Genomic DNA, 17,459 nt, shown 5'->3' with positions numbered 1-17,459 from the left:
GATATAACATGCTGATTTTACAAGCCGAACGAGACAGTCTGCTCAAACCTTTGCAAGCCGTCACCGGCATTGTTGAACGCCGACATACTCTGCCCATATTGTCTAATGTGTTGTTGGAAAACCAGCATGGGCAAACCAATATTTTGGCTACCGACTTGGAAATTCAAATCAATACCGTTGGACCACAAAGTGATGCCAATGATTTTCGCATCACCACCAATGCCAAAAAACTTCAAGATATTTTACGGGCACTACCTGAAGGCGCCTTGGTTTCACTCGACTGGGACAAAGCCCGCCTTACCTTGAAAGCAGGCAAAAGCCGTTTCAATCTCCAAACCTTGCCTGCAGAAGACTTCCCATTAATGAGCGTAGGTGAAGAAGTGAGTGCTGCGTTTACTTTACCTCAAGAAGCCTTTAAAGAGATGTTGTCTGAAGTGCAATACAGTATGGCCGTGCAAGACATTCGTTATTATCTGAATGGTTTATTGATGCAAACCGAAGGCGATCAGTTGCGACTGGTGGCCACCGATGGTCACCGCCTTGCGTTTGCCGCAACCACCATTGACGCGGATTTGCCCAAAGCTGAGGTTATCTTACCGCGCAAAACCGTGCTGGAATTATTCAAGCTATTAAACCAACCCAGCGAACCAGTTACCATTGAATTACTCAATAACCAAGTCCGCTTCCGCTGCAACGATACGGTGATCGTATCCAAAGTGGTGGATGGTAAGTTCCCAGATTACAACCGCGTCATTCCAATGGACAATGATAAAATTTTCTTGGTTGGCCGCACGCAATTACTCGCTGCATTAGAACGTGCCGCTATTTTAGCCAATGAGAAATTCAGAGGCGCCCGTTTGCAAATCCAACCTGGCCTTTTGAGCGTGACTTGCAACAACAATGAGCAAGAAGAAGCCCGGGAAGAGTTGGAAATTGCCTATCAGGGAGAAGCACTAGAGGTGGGTTTCAACATCAATTATTTAATGGATGTGTTACGCAATGTACATGCTGATGATTTGCAACTGGCCTTCGGCGATGTCAATCGTTCCACCTTATTCACCATTCCCAATAACCCCAATTTCAAATACATTGTCATGCCCATGCGAATATAGTCGCATGAACTGATGTAAACAGGCTGCCTGAAAAAATTCAGGCAGCCTGTTTTGTTTCTGGCGTCAAAAATATGAAAAACAAAATAAAACATTGGTTTAAAGTGAATTTAAAACAGAAAAAGTGGGCTAAATCTGCTATAATTTTGCCTTTGGCAATTTGCTCATTTACAGCAACTTGCCGTGCTTTCACATAAGACAAAAGTATACTTATGACAGAACACAATTCAGAACAATACGGCGCCGACAGCATTAAAGTTTTAAAAGGTTTGGACGCCGTACGTAAGCGCCCAGGCATGTATATTGGTGACACTCAAGATGGTACTGGGTTGCACCATATGGTATTTGAAGTGTTAGACAATGCCATTGATGAGGCATTGGGCGGCTATTGCAACCGCATTACCGTCGCCATTAATGCAGACAATTCGATAACCGTCGAAGACAATGGCCGCGGCATTCCTACCGACATGCACCCCGAAGAACACCGCTCCGCGGCTGAAGTCATCATGACCATTCTGCATGCCGGTGGTAAGTTCGACAACAACAGCTATAAAATATCCGGTGGTTTACATGGCGTGGGTGTATCCGTGGTGAATGCTTTGTCAGACTGGCTAAAACTCACCATTTATCGAGATGGCAAAGAACATTTTGTGGAGTTTCACCAAGGCGACGTAGTGGCTCCTTTGAAAGTGATTGGTGCCACCGATAAGCAGGGTACACGCGTTCAATTTTTGGCCAGTACAGAAACGTTCGGCACCATTGAATACAGCTTTGATATTTTAGCCAAGCGCATTCGCGAATTATCATTCCTCAACAATGGCGTGGGCATTGAGCTTTTTGATAAGCGTGATGGCAAACACGAAAATTTTGCATTCAGTGGTGGCGTGGCAGGTTTTGTGCAATACATGAACCGCAATAAAACGGCACTGCACCCCAAGGTATTTTACTGCTTGGGTGAAAAAGACGGCATGAGCGTGGAGTGCGCCATGCAATGGAACGACAGTTACCAAGAAAATGTTCAATGTTTTACCAATAATATTCCTCAGCGCGATGGCGGTAGCATCTGACGGCATTGCGCCAAGCCATGACGCGCACCATTAATAATTATATCGAAGCCAATGAAGTGGCTAAGAAAGCCAAGGTAGATACCAGTGGTGATGACATGCGTGAAGGTTTGACCTGCGTGCTATCTGTCAAATTACCCGACCCGAAATTCTCCTCTCAAACCAAAGACAAATTGGTCTCCAGTGAAATCGGCCCTGTCATTAATGAAGTATTGGGCAAATCTTTGGCCGAATTTTTAGAAGAAAATCCGAGTGAAGCCAAAATCATCACCAGCAAAATTGTGGATGCCGCGCGCGCGCGCGAAGCTGCACGTAAAGCCCGTGAAATCACCCGTCGCAAAGGCGTGATGGACGGCTTGGGCTTGCCTGGTAAACTGGCTGATTGCCAGGAAAAAAATCCTGCCTTGTCTGAACTTTACCTAGTCGAAGGGGATTCGGCTGGCGGTTCAGCCAAGCAAGGACGCGACCGCAAATTCCAAGCTATTTTGCCTTTAAAGGGCAAAATTCTGAATGTGGAAAAAGCGCGTTTCGAAAAAATGTTGGCCAGCCAAGAAGTGGCAACACTCATCACCGCACTAGGGGCGGGTATTGGCAAAGAAGAATTCAACCCGGAAAAATTACGCTATCATCGCGTCATCATCATGACGGATGCCGATGTGGATGGCGCTCATATCCGCACGCTGCTGCTGACATTCTTTTATCGCCAAATGCCGGAATTGGTTGAACGCGGCTATATTTATATTGCTCAACCGCCGTTGTATAAAGCCAAATATGGCAAACAAGAGCGTTATCTGAAAGATGAATTTGAAAAAGACCAGTTCTTACTGAGTTTGGCCTTAGACAAGGCAAAAATTGAATCCGGCACCACGGTTTTGGAAGGCAATGCACTGGCCGAGATTGCCAAACAATTCTTGTTGGCTCAGGCGATGATACAGCGTGAGAGTCGTGTGATTGACCCAACCGTGTTGAAGCTATTGGTGGATATTAATCAAAATTTGGATTTATCCACACCTCAGCAGGCAGAAGCCACACTGACTGCTATTACGTCTCGATTACATGATGCTGAAGTGTCTTTAAGCGTGATCGGCGCTGCTGATGAAATCCAGATGATTAGAATCACCCGCAAATTACATGGCAATACAGCGGTCAGCTATTTGGATCAAAAATTTGTCGACAGCAAAGCCTACCAAGTGATCCGGCAAACAGCTGCCATGCTGGATGGATTGATTGGCACAGAAGCCGTTTTGGTTAAAGGTGAAAACCGCACCCCTATCAGCCGCTTTGATGAAGCTCTGGATATGCTCATGACTGCTGCCCAGAAAGGCTTAGCTATTCAGCGCTACAAAGGCTTGGGTGAAATGAATCCAGAACAACTGTGGGAAACCACCATGGATCCGAATGTACGACGCTTGCTCAAAGTGCGTATTGAAGATGCGATGGCGGCCGATGATGTATTTGTGACACTCATGGGTGATGAAGTTGAGCCTCGCCGCGCGTTCATTGAAAATAACGCGCTCAATGCTCAAGTAGACATTTAAGAAAAAAGCATCAACCTTCAATAAAAAGGATGGCATTGCCATCCTTTTTATTTGCGTCCAATCCATCTGTGCTGCGAATTTTATGCAGCATTGCTTCCATGACCACCTCCTCAATATCCAATCCCTTTCAGGCAGCCTTAGGGTCTACTCAACCCTCATTTTTTCCAACAGCAAAGCAAATTTTTCTCCCACTTCTGGGTGTCTCAATCCATAAGCCACCGTGGCTTTCAGATAACCTAATTTACTACCGCAATCATAACGGGATCCCTGAAATGGCAAAGCAATCATGGATTGTTCGCGCAATAGCCTAGACAAGGCATCGGTAAGCTGAATTTCACCACTGATGCCACGGGGTAAATCAGTCAGCAAATCAAAAATGCGTGCGGGTAATATATAGCGCCCCACTACCCCCATATCCGATGGTGCATCATCGGGATGCGGCTTTTCCACGATACTGCGTATGTATTCCCAGCCCTCACGGGTTTCAGTTTCCACAATGCCGTAAGAACCCGTATCGCGGTAATCGATGGTCTCAACCCCCAAAATTGCATGACCCGTTTGCTGATAAACAGCCATCATTTGCGCCAACGCACCTGGTTGGGCATCAATCAAATCGTCGGCCAAAATCACGGCAAAAGGGTCGTTACCCACTGCTGCCCGCGCACACAATACTGCATGACCCAAACCAAGCGCTTGTGGTTGCCGAATGTACAAGCAAGTGACGTTTTTGGGCAAAATATCTTGTATCAGATCGAGTAATTTCAGTTTGTTTCGATAGGCCAGCTCAGTCTCAAGCTCATATGCTTTATCAAAATGATCTTCAATACTGCGCTTGTTCCGCCCTGTAATGAAAATGAGCTCGGTACAGCCCGCTTCCACAGCCTCCTCTACCGCATATTGAATCAGTGGTTTATCCACGATGGGCAGCATCTCTTTAGGGCTGGCTTTGGTCGCCGGCAAAAAACTGGTTCCCAGCCCGGCCACCGGAAACACACATTTGCGTATGGGCTGAATCATGCTGTCTGCTCCAATAAAACCTGTAATTGTTGTTGATCAATAATGGCCACACCCAATGATTGGGCCTTTGTCAGTTTGCTGCCGGCCTCGGCGCCCGCGACCACATAATCGGTTTTCTTCGAAACACCACTGCTCACTTTACCGCCTGCCGCTTCAATCCGTTGCTGCGCTTCTTCGCGCGTCCAATCAGGCAATGTACCGGTCAACACAAATGTTTTGCCCACCAAGCTCGATGTACCAACGGGTGCCGATTCTGTATGTTCAAGGCGTGTATCAGCAAACTGGTGAATCAAGGCAAATGTTTGTTGAAGCAGCGCTTGGTTCTCAGGTTTACAACGCCAAATCTGCCAAGTTTCAGGCAAGGCCTGATCCGTCAACAAGCCAGCCAAAGTTTGCCCTGCCATTTGCCACAACTGCTGCGCACGCACGTCCGTCAATGAGATGCCAGGTAAATGGCTGAGGCACGCCACCGGATTAACATAAGCCGATACGTCCATGCGGCGCGTTTCCGCCTCCGGCACCACGCCCGCGCTCAATAACTCATCTACCTGCGCTTCCTGATCGGGTTGCCTGAAAAAATACGCCACCGAATGAGCCACCACGGGACCAATGTCAGGCAAACACGCCAAAACAGGCTCTGTCGCTTGACGCAGCAAGGCCAAGTCCCCGAATACCTGCGCCAATGATTTCGCGGTACGCTCGCCGACATGGCGAATACCCAAAGCAAAAACCAAACGCGACAATGGGCGCTGCCGACTCTGTTCAATTCCAGCCAAAATATTTTGTGCCCATTTGGTGGGCTGATGGCTGCTGCCTATGGCCGTTTTCACATCCACAGATTCGCCGCTAGACATTCCTTCAGCTTGGGCTTTCATGGCCAATAAATCAGCCAGAGTAAGTCGATAGACATCCGCAAAATGATGCACTCGGCCTTGCATAACCAACAATTCAATTTGTCGATCCCCCAGGCCTTCAATGTCCATGGCCTTGCGTGAGGCGAAATGAATCAGTGCTTGCACTCTTTGTGCTTTGCATAACATACCACCTGTGCAGCGCGATACAGCCTCTTCTCCTTCGCGTTCAATTTCATGACCGCACACAGGGCACGATGAAGGCATGCGAAAGGGCGGGAATTGCGGCGTCATCACAGGCTCTGCATCACCAAATAAATCGGTTGCCAGCGAAGTGGTTGCCCGCATTGGCCGCCGAGCCAATACCACGGAAACCACTTCCGGAATCACATCGCCGGCTCTGCGGACCACCACCGTATCACCTACCCGCACATCTTTACGCCTCACTTCACTTTCATTATGCAAGGTGGCGCTCGATACAGTAACGCCGCCCACAGAAACTGGTTGCAACTTGGCCACCGGCGTTACAGCACCCGTACGCCCCACTTGCACTTCAATTGATTCAATCGTAGTCAATACTTCCTCAGCGGGAAATTTATGGGCAATGGCAAAACGCGGAGCGCGTGCCACATAACCCAAAGCTTGCTGTTGCGACAGACTGTCTACCTTGACCACTACTCCGTCAATTTCAAAGGGCAAATCTGCTCGAACGTGGTGTATGTGCTCATAAAAGGCCAGAACCTGATGGATGTCTGCATGGGCACACAAAGTATTTTTTGGTGGAATAGGCAACCCCAGTTGCGCCAATAAGGCCAATTCCTGTGTATGCGTTGGTACCGCAAAATGCGCATCCAATTGAGCAATAGCATAAGAGAAAAAATGCAATCGGCGTTGTGCCGTTACATGCGAATCCAACTGGCGCAAGCTGCCTGCTGCTGCATTCCGAGGATTGGCAAAAACTTTTTGCCCTTGTTTCAATTGTTGCTGGTTCAAGCGCTCAAAATCTGCCTTGAGCATCAAGACTTCACCCCGAACTTCCAATACTTTGGGGACATTTTGACCGCGTAGCCGCAAAGGAATATTTTGCACAGTACGCACATTTTGCGTAACGTCTTCTCCTGTGTATCCATCTCCTCGGGTAGAACCTTGTACCAACACCCCATCTTGATACAGCAAACTGGTCGCCAACCCATCAAACTTAGGTTCAGCTATGTATTCCACAGCAGAGCCCAAGGATTCACGCACCCGCGCATCAAAAGCCAGCATTTCATGATGGTCAAAATGCCCCTGCTCATCTATAGGGGAAAAAGCATTATTGAGCGACAACATGGGGATGCGGTGGGCAACCGATTTAAATGATTTCTGTGCTTCCCCGCCCACACGTTGCGTAGGGCTGTCGGGTTGCCTGAATTGAGGATGGCTGTGCTCTAGAGCCTGCAATGCACGAAACAACCGATCGTATTCGGCATCGGGTACCGTTGGGGCATCCAAGTCATAATATTCATAAGCATAATGATTCAATTCAGCCGTTAATGCTTTCACTTGGCTTCAATGGATTGCGCCATGGTGCTTCCTTTAATCAGGCTGCCTGAAAACAAACTGGCAAACCCATCAATGGCTTGCCAGTTGTGTCAACACGACAATGTTAAAACTTAGAATACAGCGGGCATGGGCCGTATTAACTTCTCATCATGAAAATAGTCGATGTGCCAAATCACTGCCAGGCTCGATGTCAACCTGCTTCATTTCATGCTGCCGGTCCACCACATAGCGACGCACTTCCTTAAGCCACTGGGTCGACAGTTCTTCCACTTTATCGTTCACCAAGTCCAATCCAAGTTGGCTGGATAATTTAACCGCCATATCCATAAATTGATTGAAGGTTTTCTCCCCGTTGGGCACATGAACCACATCAAACAACATGCTGAAACCACGGTAATTCTGATTCGATAATAGCGTTGAAGTAAACGGCGTATTGTCGAGGGTTACGATGCTAAATAAAGGATCGCCTTTGTCATTATTGAAATAAAAGGCGCCATCATGCGCCAGCTCAAAACCCTGCCGCTCCACTGCTGCACGGAGCTCGGTGCCACTAATATTGCTACGCGACACCAAATGAATGGCAATGGTTTGATCTACCCGAGCGCACAACTCATCCAGTGGACGTGCCACATCCAAGAACATATCAACATCGGTAAGGAGCAATTCGCCATCCATTTGCTCAGCAAATTTATTCGCCTGCTCACCAAAATGCTCTAACTCTTCCTGAGAGGCCAACCCAGTCCGGCTAATGGCCTGCAAACCCACCACAAAACCTTGGTAATACACACTGGGTATGGGTTCTGCAACCTGAAAGCGGTCATCCATGGTGCAGCCCACAATACGAAATCGATGCCGACTACTCAAGCGCGGCATCGCATGCAGTTCCTTAGGCTCATACAAAGACACGTAAGCCAAGTAATCAAAGCGGTTGTCAAACCAGGGCAACGGTTGTTTGGCCATATCACGCACATTTAATAATGGCCGACGATCGCCGCAAGGAACCGACTGACTAGGTAATTTGGCTTTTAGTTTATTAAACTGGAACAGGCTACCCGCGCGTTCTGGCTCCACTTCTGGTTGCAGAATGGCCGCAGTCATCTCAGCAACGGGCTCAATCTCTTCTTGGGTATTCTGCCTTTCCCGCAATATGTCTACCGACTCACGCTCTACGACGGGTTCGATGGCATCGCCTACCTCCACAACGCCTTCATCCTTCAGAGCAACAGGCGGCTTTAAATCTGCCAAGTTGGTTTCCCGAAAAGGTTTGATGGGGACCGCCGACGCTTGCTGATCGGCAATGCCATTGTCACGCACCGAATCCACATCGCTATCCAGCAAAGCGTCTTTATTGGCGTGACCAAATTGATCGCGCAATTGCTTACGATATTGGTTTTCTTGATACATATTGTAGGCAATGACCGCCAAGATTACCAAGGCGCCCACCACCAACACAATCAAAACTGAGTCATTCATGGCGTATTCCAATGGCTGTTGTATCGCCCAACAACCCTAAAGGCAAATAGAAGTATGAAATTATAACCAAAAACCACCTTTCAGGCAGCCTTGATCCGCTTTAATCATATTGATACAAACAATTCACAGGCATATTTGCCTGCACCAGTCGATGCCAATTAAAGAAATGCCCAGGGTCACTCTTTCGTCCAGGGGCTATATGCTGATGGCCAGCCACCGCTTCAATCGGATATTCAGAGCATATTTGCTTCAACAAGTTCAATAATGCTTGATATTGTGCTTCCTCAAATGGCTCAAAATCACAACCTTCCAGTTCAATCCCTATCGAAAAAGCATTACAACCCGTGCGTCCCCTAAATCGAGATACACCCGCATGATAGGCTGCATTTTCACAAGAAACAAACTGATAGACAGCACCTGTGCGCTCAATGAAAAAATGACTGGACACATGTAAATCAGATAATGCGCGCATAAACACATCAGGTTCATCAGCGGTGATTCGATTGGCAAATAACCGTTGAACAGCGCCAGAACCAAATTCAAAAGGTGGCAAAGAAATATTATGAATCACCACCAAATAAGGTAATTCTGCACGGTTTCGCACATCAAAATTTGGTGAAGGCAACCATTGGCAACCTATTTCTTGCAGCCAACCTTTTTCCCAAGCCATGCTTGTGCATCCAATCTAAAAATTGTGCCTATTGTGTTCTATCCATTTCGATAATTCAATACAACATTCATGGCATATCAGAAAGTACCGGCCAAGTCGCATTGAGTCATATCCACACCAGATCAATACAGCAGCCAAATTTTGTTATAGAGCCTTTATCACTTGGATAAACAAAAACATAGACGAGGTCTTATTTCTACCACTTAAATAAATATTGATTTCCTCTTGCCAAACCGAACCAACTCTGATTAAATACGCATCTTTCCGAGTGGCCAGATAGCTCAGTCGGTAGAGCAACGGATTGAAAATCCGTGTGTCGGCGGTTCGATCCCGCCTCTGGCCACCACTAACCGCTTTTTTGCGGTTATTTTTTTACCTACCTAAAGTTCATCTCGGATCTACCGATATCCTAACTCTAAATCTTAGCGCACCGTGTTAGCACAGCGTCAATCAGCATCAAACATGAAACCACGTTAGCGTTGGTATTTCCCCAATCTATTTTATTATTGATATAGCAAGACAAATGGCAGCAATCCAATATCGGGTCAAAACGCCATGCAATCACCAGTTAGCTTTTCAAATTCGACTGAGTAACCAGTGTAGCTTAGCCAATTAACACAAGCGAATTGGCTAGACCAAAATGCAAAAATAAAATACTGAAAAGTATTGTATTTAACTCATCACATGGACTGTGGTCTTCACATTCAGCCAGATTCTAACTGCATCCGTCCTAAAAACCAAACAAACATCAATCAAATACTATTTCCAAATAAGAAATATTATATTTCTATTTTATGTATTTTATATCCAATTAGGAAATATTATTATACACACATCGAGCGACACATCGTCGCCGCAAACGCAAGTAAAGGAAGAAAAATGAAATCAATTAAATTGGCTGCTTTGGTATCTGTAATGGGTTTGGCTTCTGGTATCGTCTTGGCTTCTCCAGAACACGCAGTCACGGTGAATTACCAAAGCTATCAGGAAGGGGCTAACGCTCAATCGAACCAACAACAAAATAACGACGATCAAAATTTATACCGCACTATTAATTCACACTATGGTAAATAATTAGGTTTGGAATCGGATTATTGCAACCGCCCATTTGGGCGGTTTTATATTGAAACTATGACTGAAAAGGGGGAACAGATTCTAGGTTATTAGGCCAAATTTTTTTACGCATTTTCGCAGGATGAGAATTCGACCTTTTGCTGTATGGCGGTTGAACTATATCTCTATTCCATAAATACAGTTAAATCGCACTTTCGGTATACCTTTAAGCAAGCGTACGCTCATTTTATCGATTCAAAAATACTTAATTCATTGATGTGCTACTTTTTGCAAAAGAGGCAGAAATATATATGATTAATGGGAAATTCACTGATCTTCCTCTGGCCTTCAATAGATCATAGGTATTCTGATGTTTATATAAAAATACGATCTATATCATCTATTCATCACTAGAAGACAGCTGAAAGGGTTGGACATCGAGCACTATCACTGCATTTAAGACATTACTTATTGGCAACTTCGATACAGTAAGTACTCTCACACGCACGCATCCACATTTTCCTTTCCTGCATCATACAAAATAGCTTACATTCATTTCTGCACCAAATTTTTTCAGCTGACAACTATACTAAAGCACCATTCAAAATCAGTAATTAAGAATATAGGCAGTTATTTTTTACTTAGCCAAATCAATTCGGAATCCTTTTGCACTACCATTGCCATAAGCAGGACGATTTATCTCCTTAATTTAATCTACCTCGATAACTGCCGCCCATTGAGCCCTTCTAACTTGATGGTAAATAATGCTAGCCATCTGGACCCGCTTCTGAAATTAATAATGCCAAAACTGTGTACGTCACCTCAAATGTACCTATAAAGAATAGTCATAATCGACAACCAAAGGCGCATGGTCGGAAAATTTAATTTCTTTATACACTGCAGCCCGCATCACCTTAGTGCTCAAGCCGGGTGTTACCATTTGATAGTCAATGCGCCAGCCTACATCTTTTGCATAGGCTTGCCCACGGTTGCTCCACCACGTATAGCCAGGTACATCGGGATAAACCTTACGCCAGACATCGATCCACCCCAATTCCATAATCACTCTCGTCAACCAAGCACGTTCTTCTGGCAGAAATCCAGAATTTTTTTGATTCCCGCGCCAATTTTTCAAATCAATATTTTGGTGTGCGATATTCCAATCACCACAAATGACAACATCACGCCCCAAAGCATAAAGCTCATCCAGCACTGGCAAAAATAAATCTAGAAACTGATATTTGGCCACCTGCCGTTCTTCTGAATTGCTACCAGAAGGCAAGTAAACAGATACCACGCTTAAATTATCAAAATCAGCACGCACATAGCGCCCTTCATGATCAAATTCAGGCCAGCCCAAACCCACTTGAACGTGATCAGGCTCACGTTTGCTGTAAATTGCTACCCCGCTATAGCCCCGTCGTTCAGCCGTATGCCATACGCCATACATGCCATTCGGCCGCTGCATTTCCGCAGACATATCACTTCCCTGCGCTTTTAATTCTTGCACACATACTACATCGGCATTTGTACTCGCTAAGTAGTCAATGAAACCCTTTTTAGTGGCCGAACGAATACCATTCACATTGGCTGAGATAATCCGCACACACTGCCCTTTCGCTTGGTGTAAAATTTGGTCGTTTTGCCACGATAAGTGGCCTTTTGCCTATTCTAACCATTCAAGGAATACCATGTCAGACTTCCGACAGGATTTTTTGCAATTCTCGCTTGATCAACAAGTCTTAAAATTCGGCGAATTCGTTACCAAAGCTGGTCGAGTATCGCCCTATTTTTTTAATGCGGGCTTATTCAACAATGGCCAAAGTATATTGCAACTGGCCCGCTTCTATGCGCAGTCCATTCTGGATAGCCGAATTGAATTTGACATGCTGTTTGGGCCTGCTTATAAAGGCATTATTCTGGCTGCGGCCACTGCCATGATGTTGGCAGAAAAAGGATGTAACGTCCCTTTTGCGTACAACCGCAAAGAGGCAAAAGATCATGGGGAAGGCGGCACACTGGTTGGCGCCCCTGTTAAAGGTCGCGTTTTAATTATTGATGACGTCATTTCTGCTGGTACTTCTGTTCGTGAATCCGTTCGCCTTATACAGGCGGAAGGTGCCACACCAGCAGGCGTTGCCATTGCACTAGACCGTATGGAAAAAGGCACAGGAGCGTTATCTGCGGTTCAGGAAGTAGAACAACAATATGGCTTACCCGTCATTGCCATTGCAACATTGAAGGACTTACTCAGCTTACTGGCTAATGACAGTCGCCTTGCTTCACACCAACTCGCGGTGCAACACTATCGCCAGGAATATGGTATTTAAATACTTCTCTCAGCTCTTCTTAGAAAATGTACTGGGACTTCCTATACACTTCACCAGTGCATTTCATTGAGGGCATCACTATAAAAGGTTGCCTGAACTATCCAAGCAACCTTTTTATTCACATAACCTCAATACGTCTATCATGCCACGATAACTCAATCGAAATCCTTATTATTTATATAACACAATAAAAAAGCCCGCCGAAGCGAGCTTTTTCTAAATCAGCTTAAGCCAATATTAGAATACGTGTTTCAAGCCTACACCGAATGAAGTGGTTTTAGTTTTACCCAGATCAACATCACCAACTCGACCATTACCTTCGCTCAACCAACCTGCTTGTACGTTAGCAGTAGTGCGTTTTGAGAAGCTGTAGTCAGCACCCAAAATTACTTGGTCATATTTGGTGTTATCAAATTTTTCACCATTTGCTTTAACATTCCAGCCATGAGCGTAAGTCAATTTCGGGAATACATTACCGAAATGGTAGCCAACAGTCAAAGCAGCTTCTTTACCACTGTTATCAATACCAACTGTATGCGAACCAACAGTAGCTGATTCACCATTAACAGTAACGCTATCACTTACTGCATTTACAGCACGGTTGTAAGAAGAAGTATTCTTGGTAAATTGGAAACCAGCGCCAACAAATAGATTATTGGCATCATAACCACCTTCTAAACGATGAACTTGACCATCTTTCAATTCAGCAGAACCATCTTCATAGATTCGGGCAGCTGAATTTTTCAGATAATCAAAGCCATATTTAGCATAAAAACCTGAGTTTTGGTAAGTCAAACCAGCGCTGTATTTAGCACCATCACCAGTACCAACATCATATTCCGCATTGCGATCGCCACCATTTACATTATCCCGGGGTGAGAATAACAAACCGAAGCTGAAACCTGCCCATTCTGGAGATTCGTAACCAACACCAGCATAACGAGCATCTGTACGAGTAAATTTACCCAGACCCAAAGCATCGTTGCCATATTCCCAAGCATCAACATCATCCATATTTGCATTGATGTAGTTGCTCAAGTAACCAGCTTTAACAGTACCAAAATTTCCCTGCAAACCGATGAATGAATCACGAGTAGCAAAAGTATTACCAGAAGTACCGCCACCTGCCAAATTGGTTTTAGATTCAACCTGCCAAATAGCTTTCAAGCCATTGCCCAAGTCTTCATTTCCTTTAAAACCGATACGTGAACCATAATCAGCAATACCATTGGTATACGGAGAACGATCAAAATTAAATTCTTGGCCACCAACATTAACGTCGGAAACTTTTGAAGAAGTAGCTTCGTAACCAGCTTTGATTTGGCCGTACAAAACGACTTCAGCCATAGCGGCAACCGGCAAAGTGGTCAAAGCCAAAGCAATCAGGGTTTTTTTCATTGCTGTATTCCTTTTCTGTGTCGAAAAAACAAACTTTAAAAATGATAAAAATACTTTTAAAGTTTTTTGCGTTAATCGCCGCATTAGCGATTTCATGGAGGTCAATATAATGCCATCGTTGCAAAAAAACAAATCTATTTGCATTCACACAACACTCGCCCTCATGCAGTTTAGATCAATCCACATCCATTATCTAAATAATTTTATTTAAAACAAACAGTTGATAAAAATTTCCCTTGCATTCAGACTTCTTCATCCTCTACTTCATTACTGTTGTATTTTATTCACAACCTTCTTTTCTACTAAACAAGCTGAGCAGTCTGTCTCTCCGTTTCAAGCTGCATTTCCTTAGTTCTCTCAATCCATGTACTGCAAAGGCAGCGCAGCAAGGGTTTCCGGAATTTCAATTAATCTAACCACTCTTCAACTCATCCACTTAGAAAATAATTCAACCGAATACAAAACAGCCTGCAAATGCAGGCTGTTGCTCAGACAACATTATCAATTTAAGCCAGCTTACCGTGGCATTGTTTGTACTTCTTACCACTACCACAAGGACAAGGATCATTGCGGTGCACGACGATGCCGCGGGCTTCCAAAGCAGCGGGGCTGTAATCTTCCGCATCAGGAGAAAAAGCTGCCTGAACCATGATGTCATCGGCTTGAACGAGGTCAGTCATATCCGCAGGTTTTGCTTGTTGAGTTTGAATATTATCAGGCTCGGCTACGTTGATGTCTGCAGACATTTCTTCATTTTTTTCTATTTGCACCGAAATCAACAAAGAGGCCACCGTATAGTTAATGTTTTGCCACATACTTTGGAACATCTCAAAAGCTTCGCGCTTGTATTCCTGTTTCGGGTTTTTCTGGGCATAACCACGCAGATGAATGCCTTGGCGCAAATAATCCATATCCGCCAAATGCTCACGCCATCGTGCATCAATGATATTCAACATCACGTTTTTCTCAAACTGGCGCATGCCTTCTTCACCCACCAGTTCAATTTTCTCAGCATATTCTTGTTCAACACGAGCCAGCAAACGCTCACGTATATCCTGATTATCCAAAGTGCTGTCTTCTTTCAACCAATCCGCAATAGATAGGTGGATATTAAAATCAGTTGCTAATTTTTGCTCAAGCGCAGAAATATTCCATTCTTCTTCCATGCTTTCTGGTGGAATATACGTATCCACCAGATCATGAATCACTTCCTCGCGCACCTCTTTCAACATTGCACTGATGTTGTCACTATTAAGTATTTCAGCTCGTTGATGGTAAATGACTTTACGCTGGTCATTGGCCACATCATCATATTCCAATACTTGTTTGCGCATATCAAAATTACGATTCTCTACTTTCCGCTGCGCACCCTCAATTTGACGAGTCAACATCCCTGCTTCAATGGCCACTCCGCGCTCCGGCGCCAACCGATTCAGAATCGCAGCAGCGCGATCCAACGCAAATAAACGCAACAATGGATCTTCAAAAGATAGATAAAAGCGGCTCGAACCCGCATCTCCCTGCCGGCCGGAACGCCCACGCAATTGATTGTCAATACGACGACTTTCATGGCGCTCTGTACCGATAATATGCAAACCACCTGCCGCCAAAACGGCATCATGATCTTGTTGCCATTGCGCTTGCAGAGCGTTTATTTTTTCTTGCTTCTCGCTTTCAGGCAGCCTTTCGTCGGATAAAATAGCATCAATCTGTGGCTTAATATTACCGCCCAAAACAATATCAGTTCCGCGGCCAGCCATATTGGTGGCGACGGTAACCATCCCAGGACGACCTGCTTGAGCCACAATATCAGCTTCGCGCGCATGTTCCTTGGCATTGAGTACATTGTGCGCCAAACCCTGTTTTTTCAGCAGGTCAGACACCAGTTCTGAATTTTCAATGCTGGTGGTCCCCACCAAAACAGGCTGACCGTGCTCGTGGCGTGCTTTTATATCCGCCACCACTGCTTCGTATTTCTCTTCGGCCGTTCGATAAATTTGATCATTCAGATCCTTACGCACCATGGGGCGATTGGTCGGGATAATAACGGTTTCCAAACCATAAATACTTTGGAATTCAAAGGCTTCAGTATCGGCTGTGCCGGTCATACCTGCTAACTTGTCATACAACCGGAAGAAATTTTGGAATGTAATGGACGCCAGCGTTTGATTTTCCTTGTTGATCTGCACACCTTCTTTGGCTTCCACGGCTTGATGTAGGCCATCAGACCAGCGTCGCCCAGCCATCAAGCGCCCAGTAAACTCATCCACAATCACAATTTCGCCATTTTGCACCACATAATGCTGATCTTTTTGGTACAGCGTGTGCGCCCGCAGTGCTGCCATTAGATGATGCATCAACATAATATTGGCGGTGGAATACAAAGATTCCCCATCTTTCAACAAACCCATTTGCGTCAAAATTTCTTCCGCGTGTTCATGCCCTTCTTCACTCAACATGACTTGGCGATTTTTCTCATCCACCCAATAATCACCCTCACCTTCTTCTGTGGCTTGCGGCGTTAGCAATGGAGGAATTTTATTCATGACTTCATACAAGCTGACATTGTCGTCTGCCTGGCCTGAGATAATCAGCGGCGTACGCGCCTCATCAATCAAGATGGAATCAACTTCATCCACCACAGCATAAGACAATACACGTTGGACTTTATCTGCCACATCATTGACCATATTGTCGCGCAGATAGTCAAAACCGAATTCATTATTGGTACCATAGGTAATATCTGCATTGTAAGCCGCTTTTTTATCCTCACCGTCCATATTGCTGACGATCACGCCCACACTCATGCCCAAAAACTCATAAAGAGGCCGCATAATGCCCGCATCACGGGTGGCTAAGTAATCATTCACGGTCACCACGTGCACCCCGTTGCCCCCCAGTGCATTCAAATACACTGCCGTAGTGGCTACCAAGGTCTTCCCTTCACCAGTACGCATTTCGGCAATTTTGCCTTGATACAACACCATACCGCCAATCAGTTGCACGTCGAAATGACGCATATTTAAGACACGGCGGCTGGCTTCACGGCATACAGCGAACACTTCTTCCAAAATGCTGTCTAAAGTAGCACCGTCAGCTAACCGTTGTTTGAATTCAGCGGTTTTGGCACGCAACTCATCGTCATTAAGCGCCTGTATTTCCGGTTCGCGTGCATTGATTTTGGTGACCACTTTGCGGTATTGTTTGAGCAAGCGGTCATTACGGCTACCTAAGATTTTTTTGGCAATTTTGGTCAGCATAATTCAATAGTCCTGCCTCGTCGGGCACAAAAAGACAATAAACAGAGTATTTTAACACAGGCTTACCAGTCGCAGTGCGACTTTCCCCGAGCATCTCAAGTATTGACAGCCAATATCGTTGTTCTTCCATGACCTAGGCGTGTATATAATGCCG

At 45.3% G+C, this 17,459-nt stretch carries 9 protein-coding genes, 1 tRNA gene and 3 pseudogenes; 5 read left to right on the top strand and 8 right to left on the bottom strand.

Annotated elements, in window-relative coordinates; genetic code table 11:
- Positions 1–8 precede the first annotated feature (8 nt).
- Positions 9–1,112 (top strand): DNA polymerase III subunit beta, encoded by a 1,104-nt coding sequence (gene dnaN, locus A2F46_RS05105; RefSeq protein WP_066567569.1) that lies wholly within the window; start codon positions 9–11, stop codon positions 1,110–1,112.
- Between the two features lie 209 nt (positions 1,113–1,321).
- Positions 1,322–3,711 (top strand): annotated as a pseudogene (gene gyrB, locus A2F46_RS05100) (DNA topoisomerase (ATP-hydrolyzing) subunit B).
- A gap of 144 nt (positions 3,712–3,855) precedes the next feature.
- Here the strand turns inward: gyrB and galU are convergent.
- From galU to ampD, 4 genes are all read right to left on the bottom strand, one after another.
- Positions 3,856–4,725, bottom strand: a complete 870-nt coding sequence (galU, locus tag A2F46_RS05095) for a UTP--glucose-1-phosphate uridylyltransferase GalU (RefSeq protein ID WP_066567767.1) — start codon at positions 4,723–4,725, stop codon at positions 3,856–3,858.
- A complete protein-coding gene (gene ligA, locus A2F46_RS05090) occupies positions 4,725–7,121 on the bottom strand; it encodes an NAD-dependent DNA ligase LigA (RefSeq protein WP_066567567.1) in 2,397 nt (798 codons plus the stop codon). Before ligA ends, galU begins: the two co-directional genes overlap by 1 nt.
- Before the next feature lie 147 nt (positions 7,122–7,268).
- Positions 7,269–8,579, bottom strand: a complete 1,311-nt coding sequence (locus tag A2F46_RS05085; RefSeq protein WP_066567765.1) for a cell division protein ZipA C-terminal FtsZ-binding domain-containing protein — start codon at positions 8,577–8,579, stop codon at positions 7,269–7,271.
- A 115-nt stretch (positions 8,580–8,694) separates the two neighbouring features.
- A complete protein-coding gene (ampD, locus tag A2F46_RS05080; RefSeq protein ID WP_066567565.1) occupies positions 8,695–9,264 on the bottom strand; it encodes a 1,6-anhydro-N-acetylmuramyl-L-alanine amidase AmpD in 570 nt (189 codons plus the stop codon).
- A 270-nt stretch (positions 9,265–9,534) separates the two neighbouring features.
- On the opposite strand from ampD, the gene A2F46_RS05075 reads away from it, so the two are divergent.
- Both A2F46_RS05075 and A2F46_RS05070 read left to right on the top strand, forming a co-directional pair.
- A tRNA-Phe gene (locus tag A2F46_RS05075) sits at positions 9,535–9,610 on the top strand.
- Positions 9,611–10,143: 533 nt separating this feature from the next.
- On the top strand, positions 10,144–10,338 hold the full coding sequence (locus A2F46_RS05070; RefSeq protein ID WP_066567562.1) for a hypothetical protein: 195 nt from the start codon (positions 10,144–10,146) through the stop codon (positions 10,336–10,338).
- Between the two features lie 811 nt (positions 10,339–11,149).
- Here A2F46_RS05070 and A2F46_RS05065 read toward each other — a convergent pair.
- Entirely contained in the window at positions 11,150–11,923 is a 774-nt protein-coding gene (locus A2F46_RS05065; protein ID WP_066567560.1) for an exodeoxyribonuclease III, read from the bottom strand.
- A gap of 85 nt (positions 11,924–12,008) precedes the next feature.
- Here A2F46_RS05065 and pyrE point away from each other — a divergent pair, with 85 nt between their 5' ends.
- Complete coding sequence (gene pyrE, locus A2F46_RS05060) at positions 12,009–12,647, top strand: orotate phosphoribosyltransferase (protein ID WP_066567558.1); 639 nt, start codon at positions 12,009–12,011, stop codon at positions 12,645–12,647.
- Between the two features lie 237 nt (positions 12,648–12,884).
- Here pyrE and A2F46_RS05055 read toward each other — a convergent pair whose 3' ends face one another.
- The 3 genes and pseudogenes from A2F46_RS05055 to secA all read right to left on the bottom strand — a co-directional run.
- Positions 12,885–14,045 (bottom strand): porin, encoded by a 1,161-nt coding sequence (locus A2F46_RS05055; RefSeq protein ID WP_082783589.1) that lies wholly within the window; start codon positions 14,043–14,045, stop codon positions 12,885–12,887.
- Positions 14,046–14,551: 506 nt separating this feature from the next.
- Positions 14,552–14,692, bottom strand: a pseudogene (locus A2F46_RS13405) (SEC-C metal-binding domain-containing protein); the annotation flags it as partial.
- A 104-nt stretch (positions 14,693–14,796) separates the two neighbouring features.
- Positions 14,797–17,305 (bottom strand): annotated as a pseudogene (gene secA / locus A2F46_RS05050) (preprotein translocase subunit SecA); the annotation flags it as partial.
- Between the last annotated feature and the right edge of the window lie 154 nt (positions 17,306–17,459).

This window comes from Snodgrassella sp. CFCC 13594 (assembly GCF_001590725.1).
Lineage (GTDB): Bacteria > Pseudomonadota > Gammaproteobacteria > Burkholderiales > Neisseriaceae > Snodgrassella.
The sequence above is the reverse complement of the archived record's forward strand: the minus strand, read 5'-3'. Positions and strand labels throughout refer to the sequence as shown.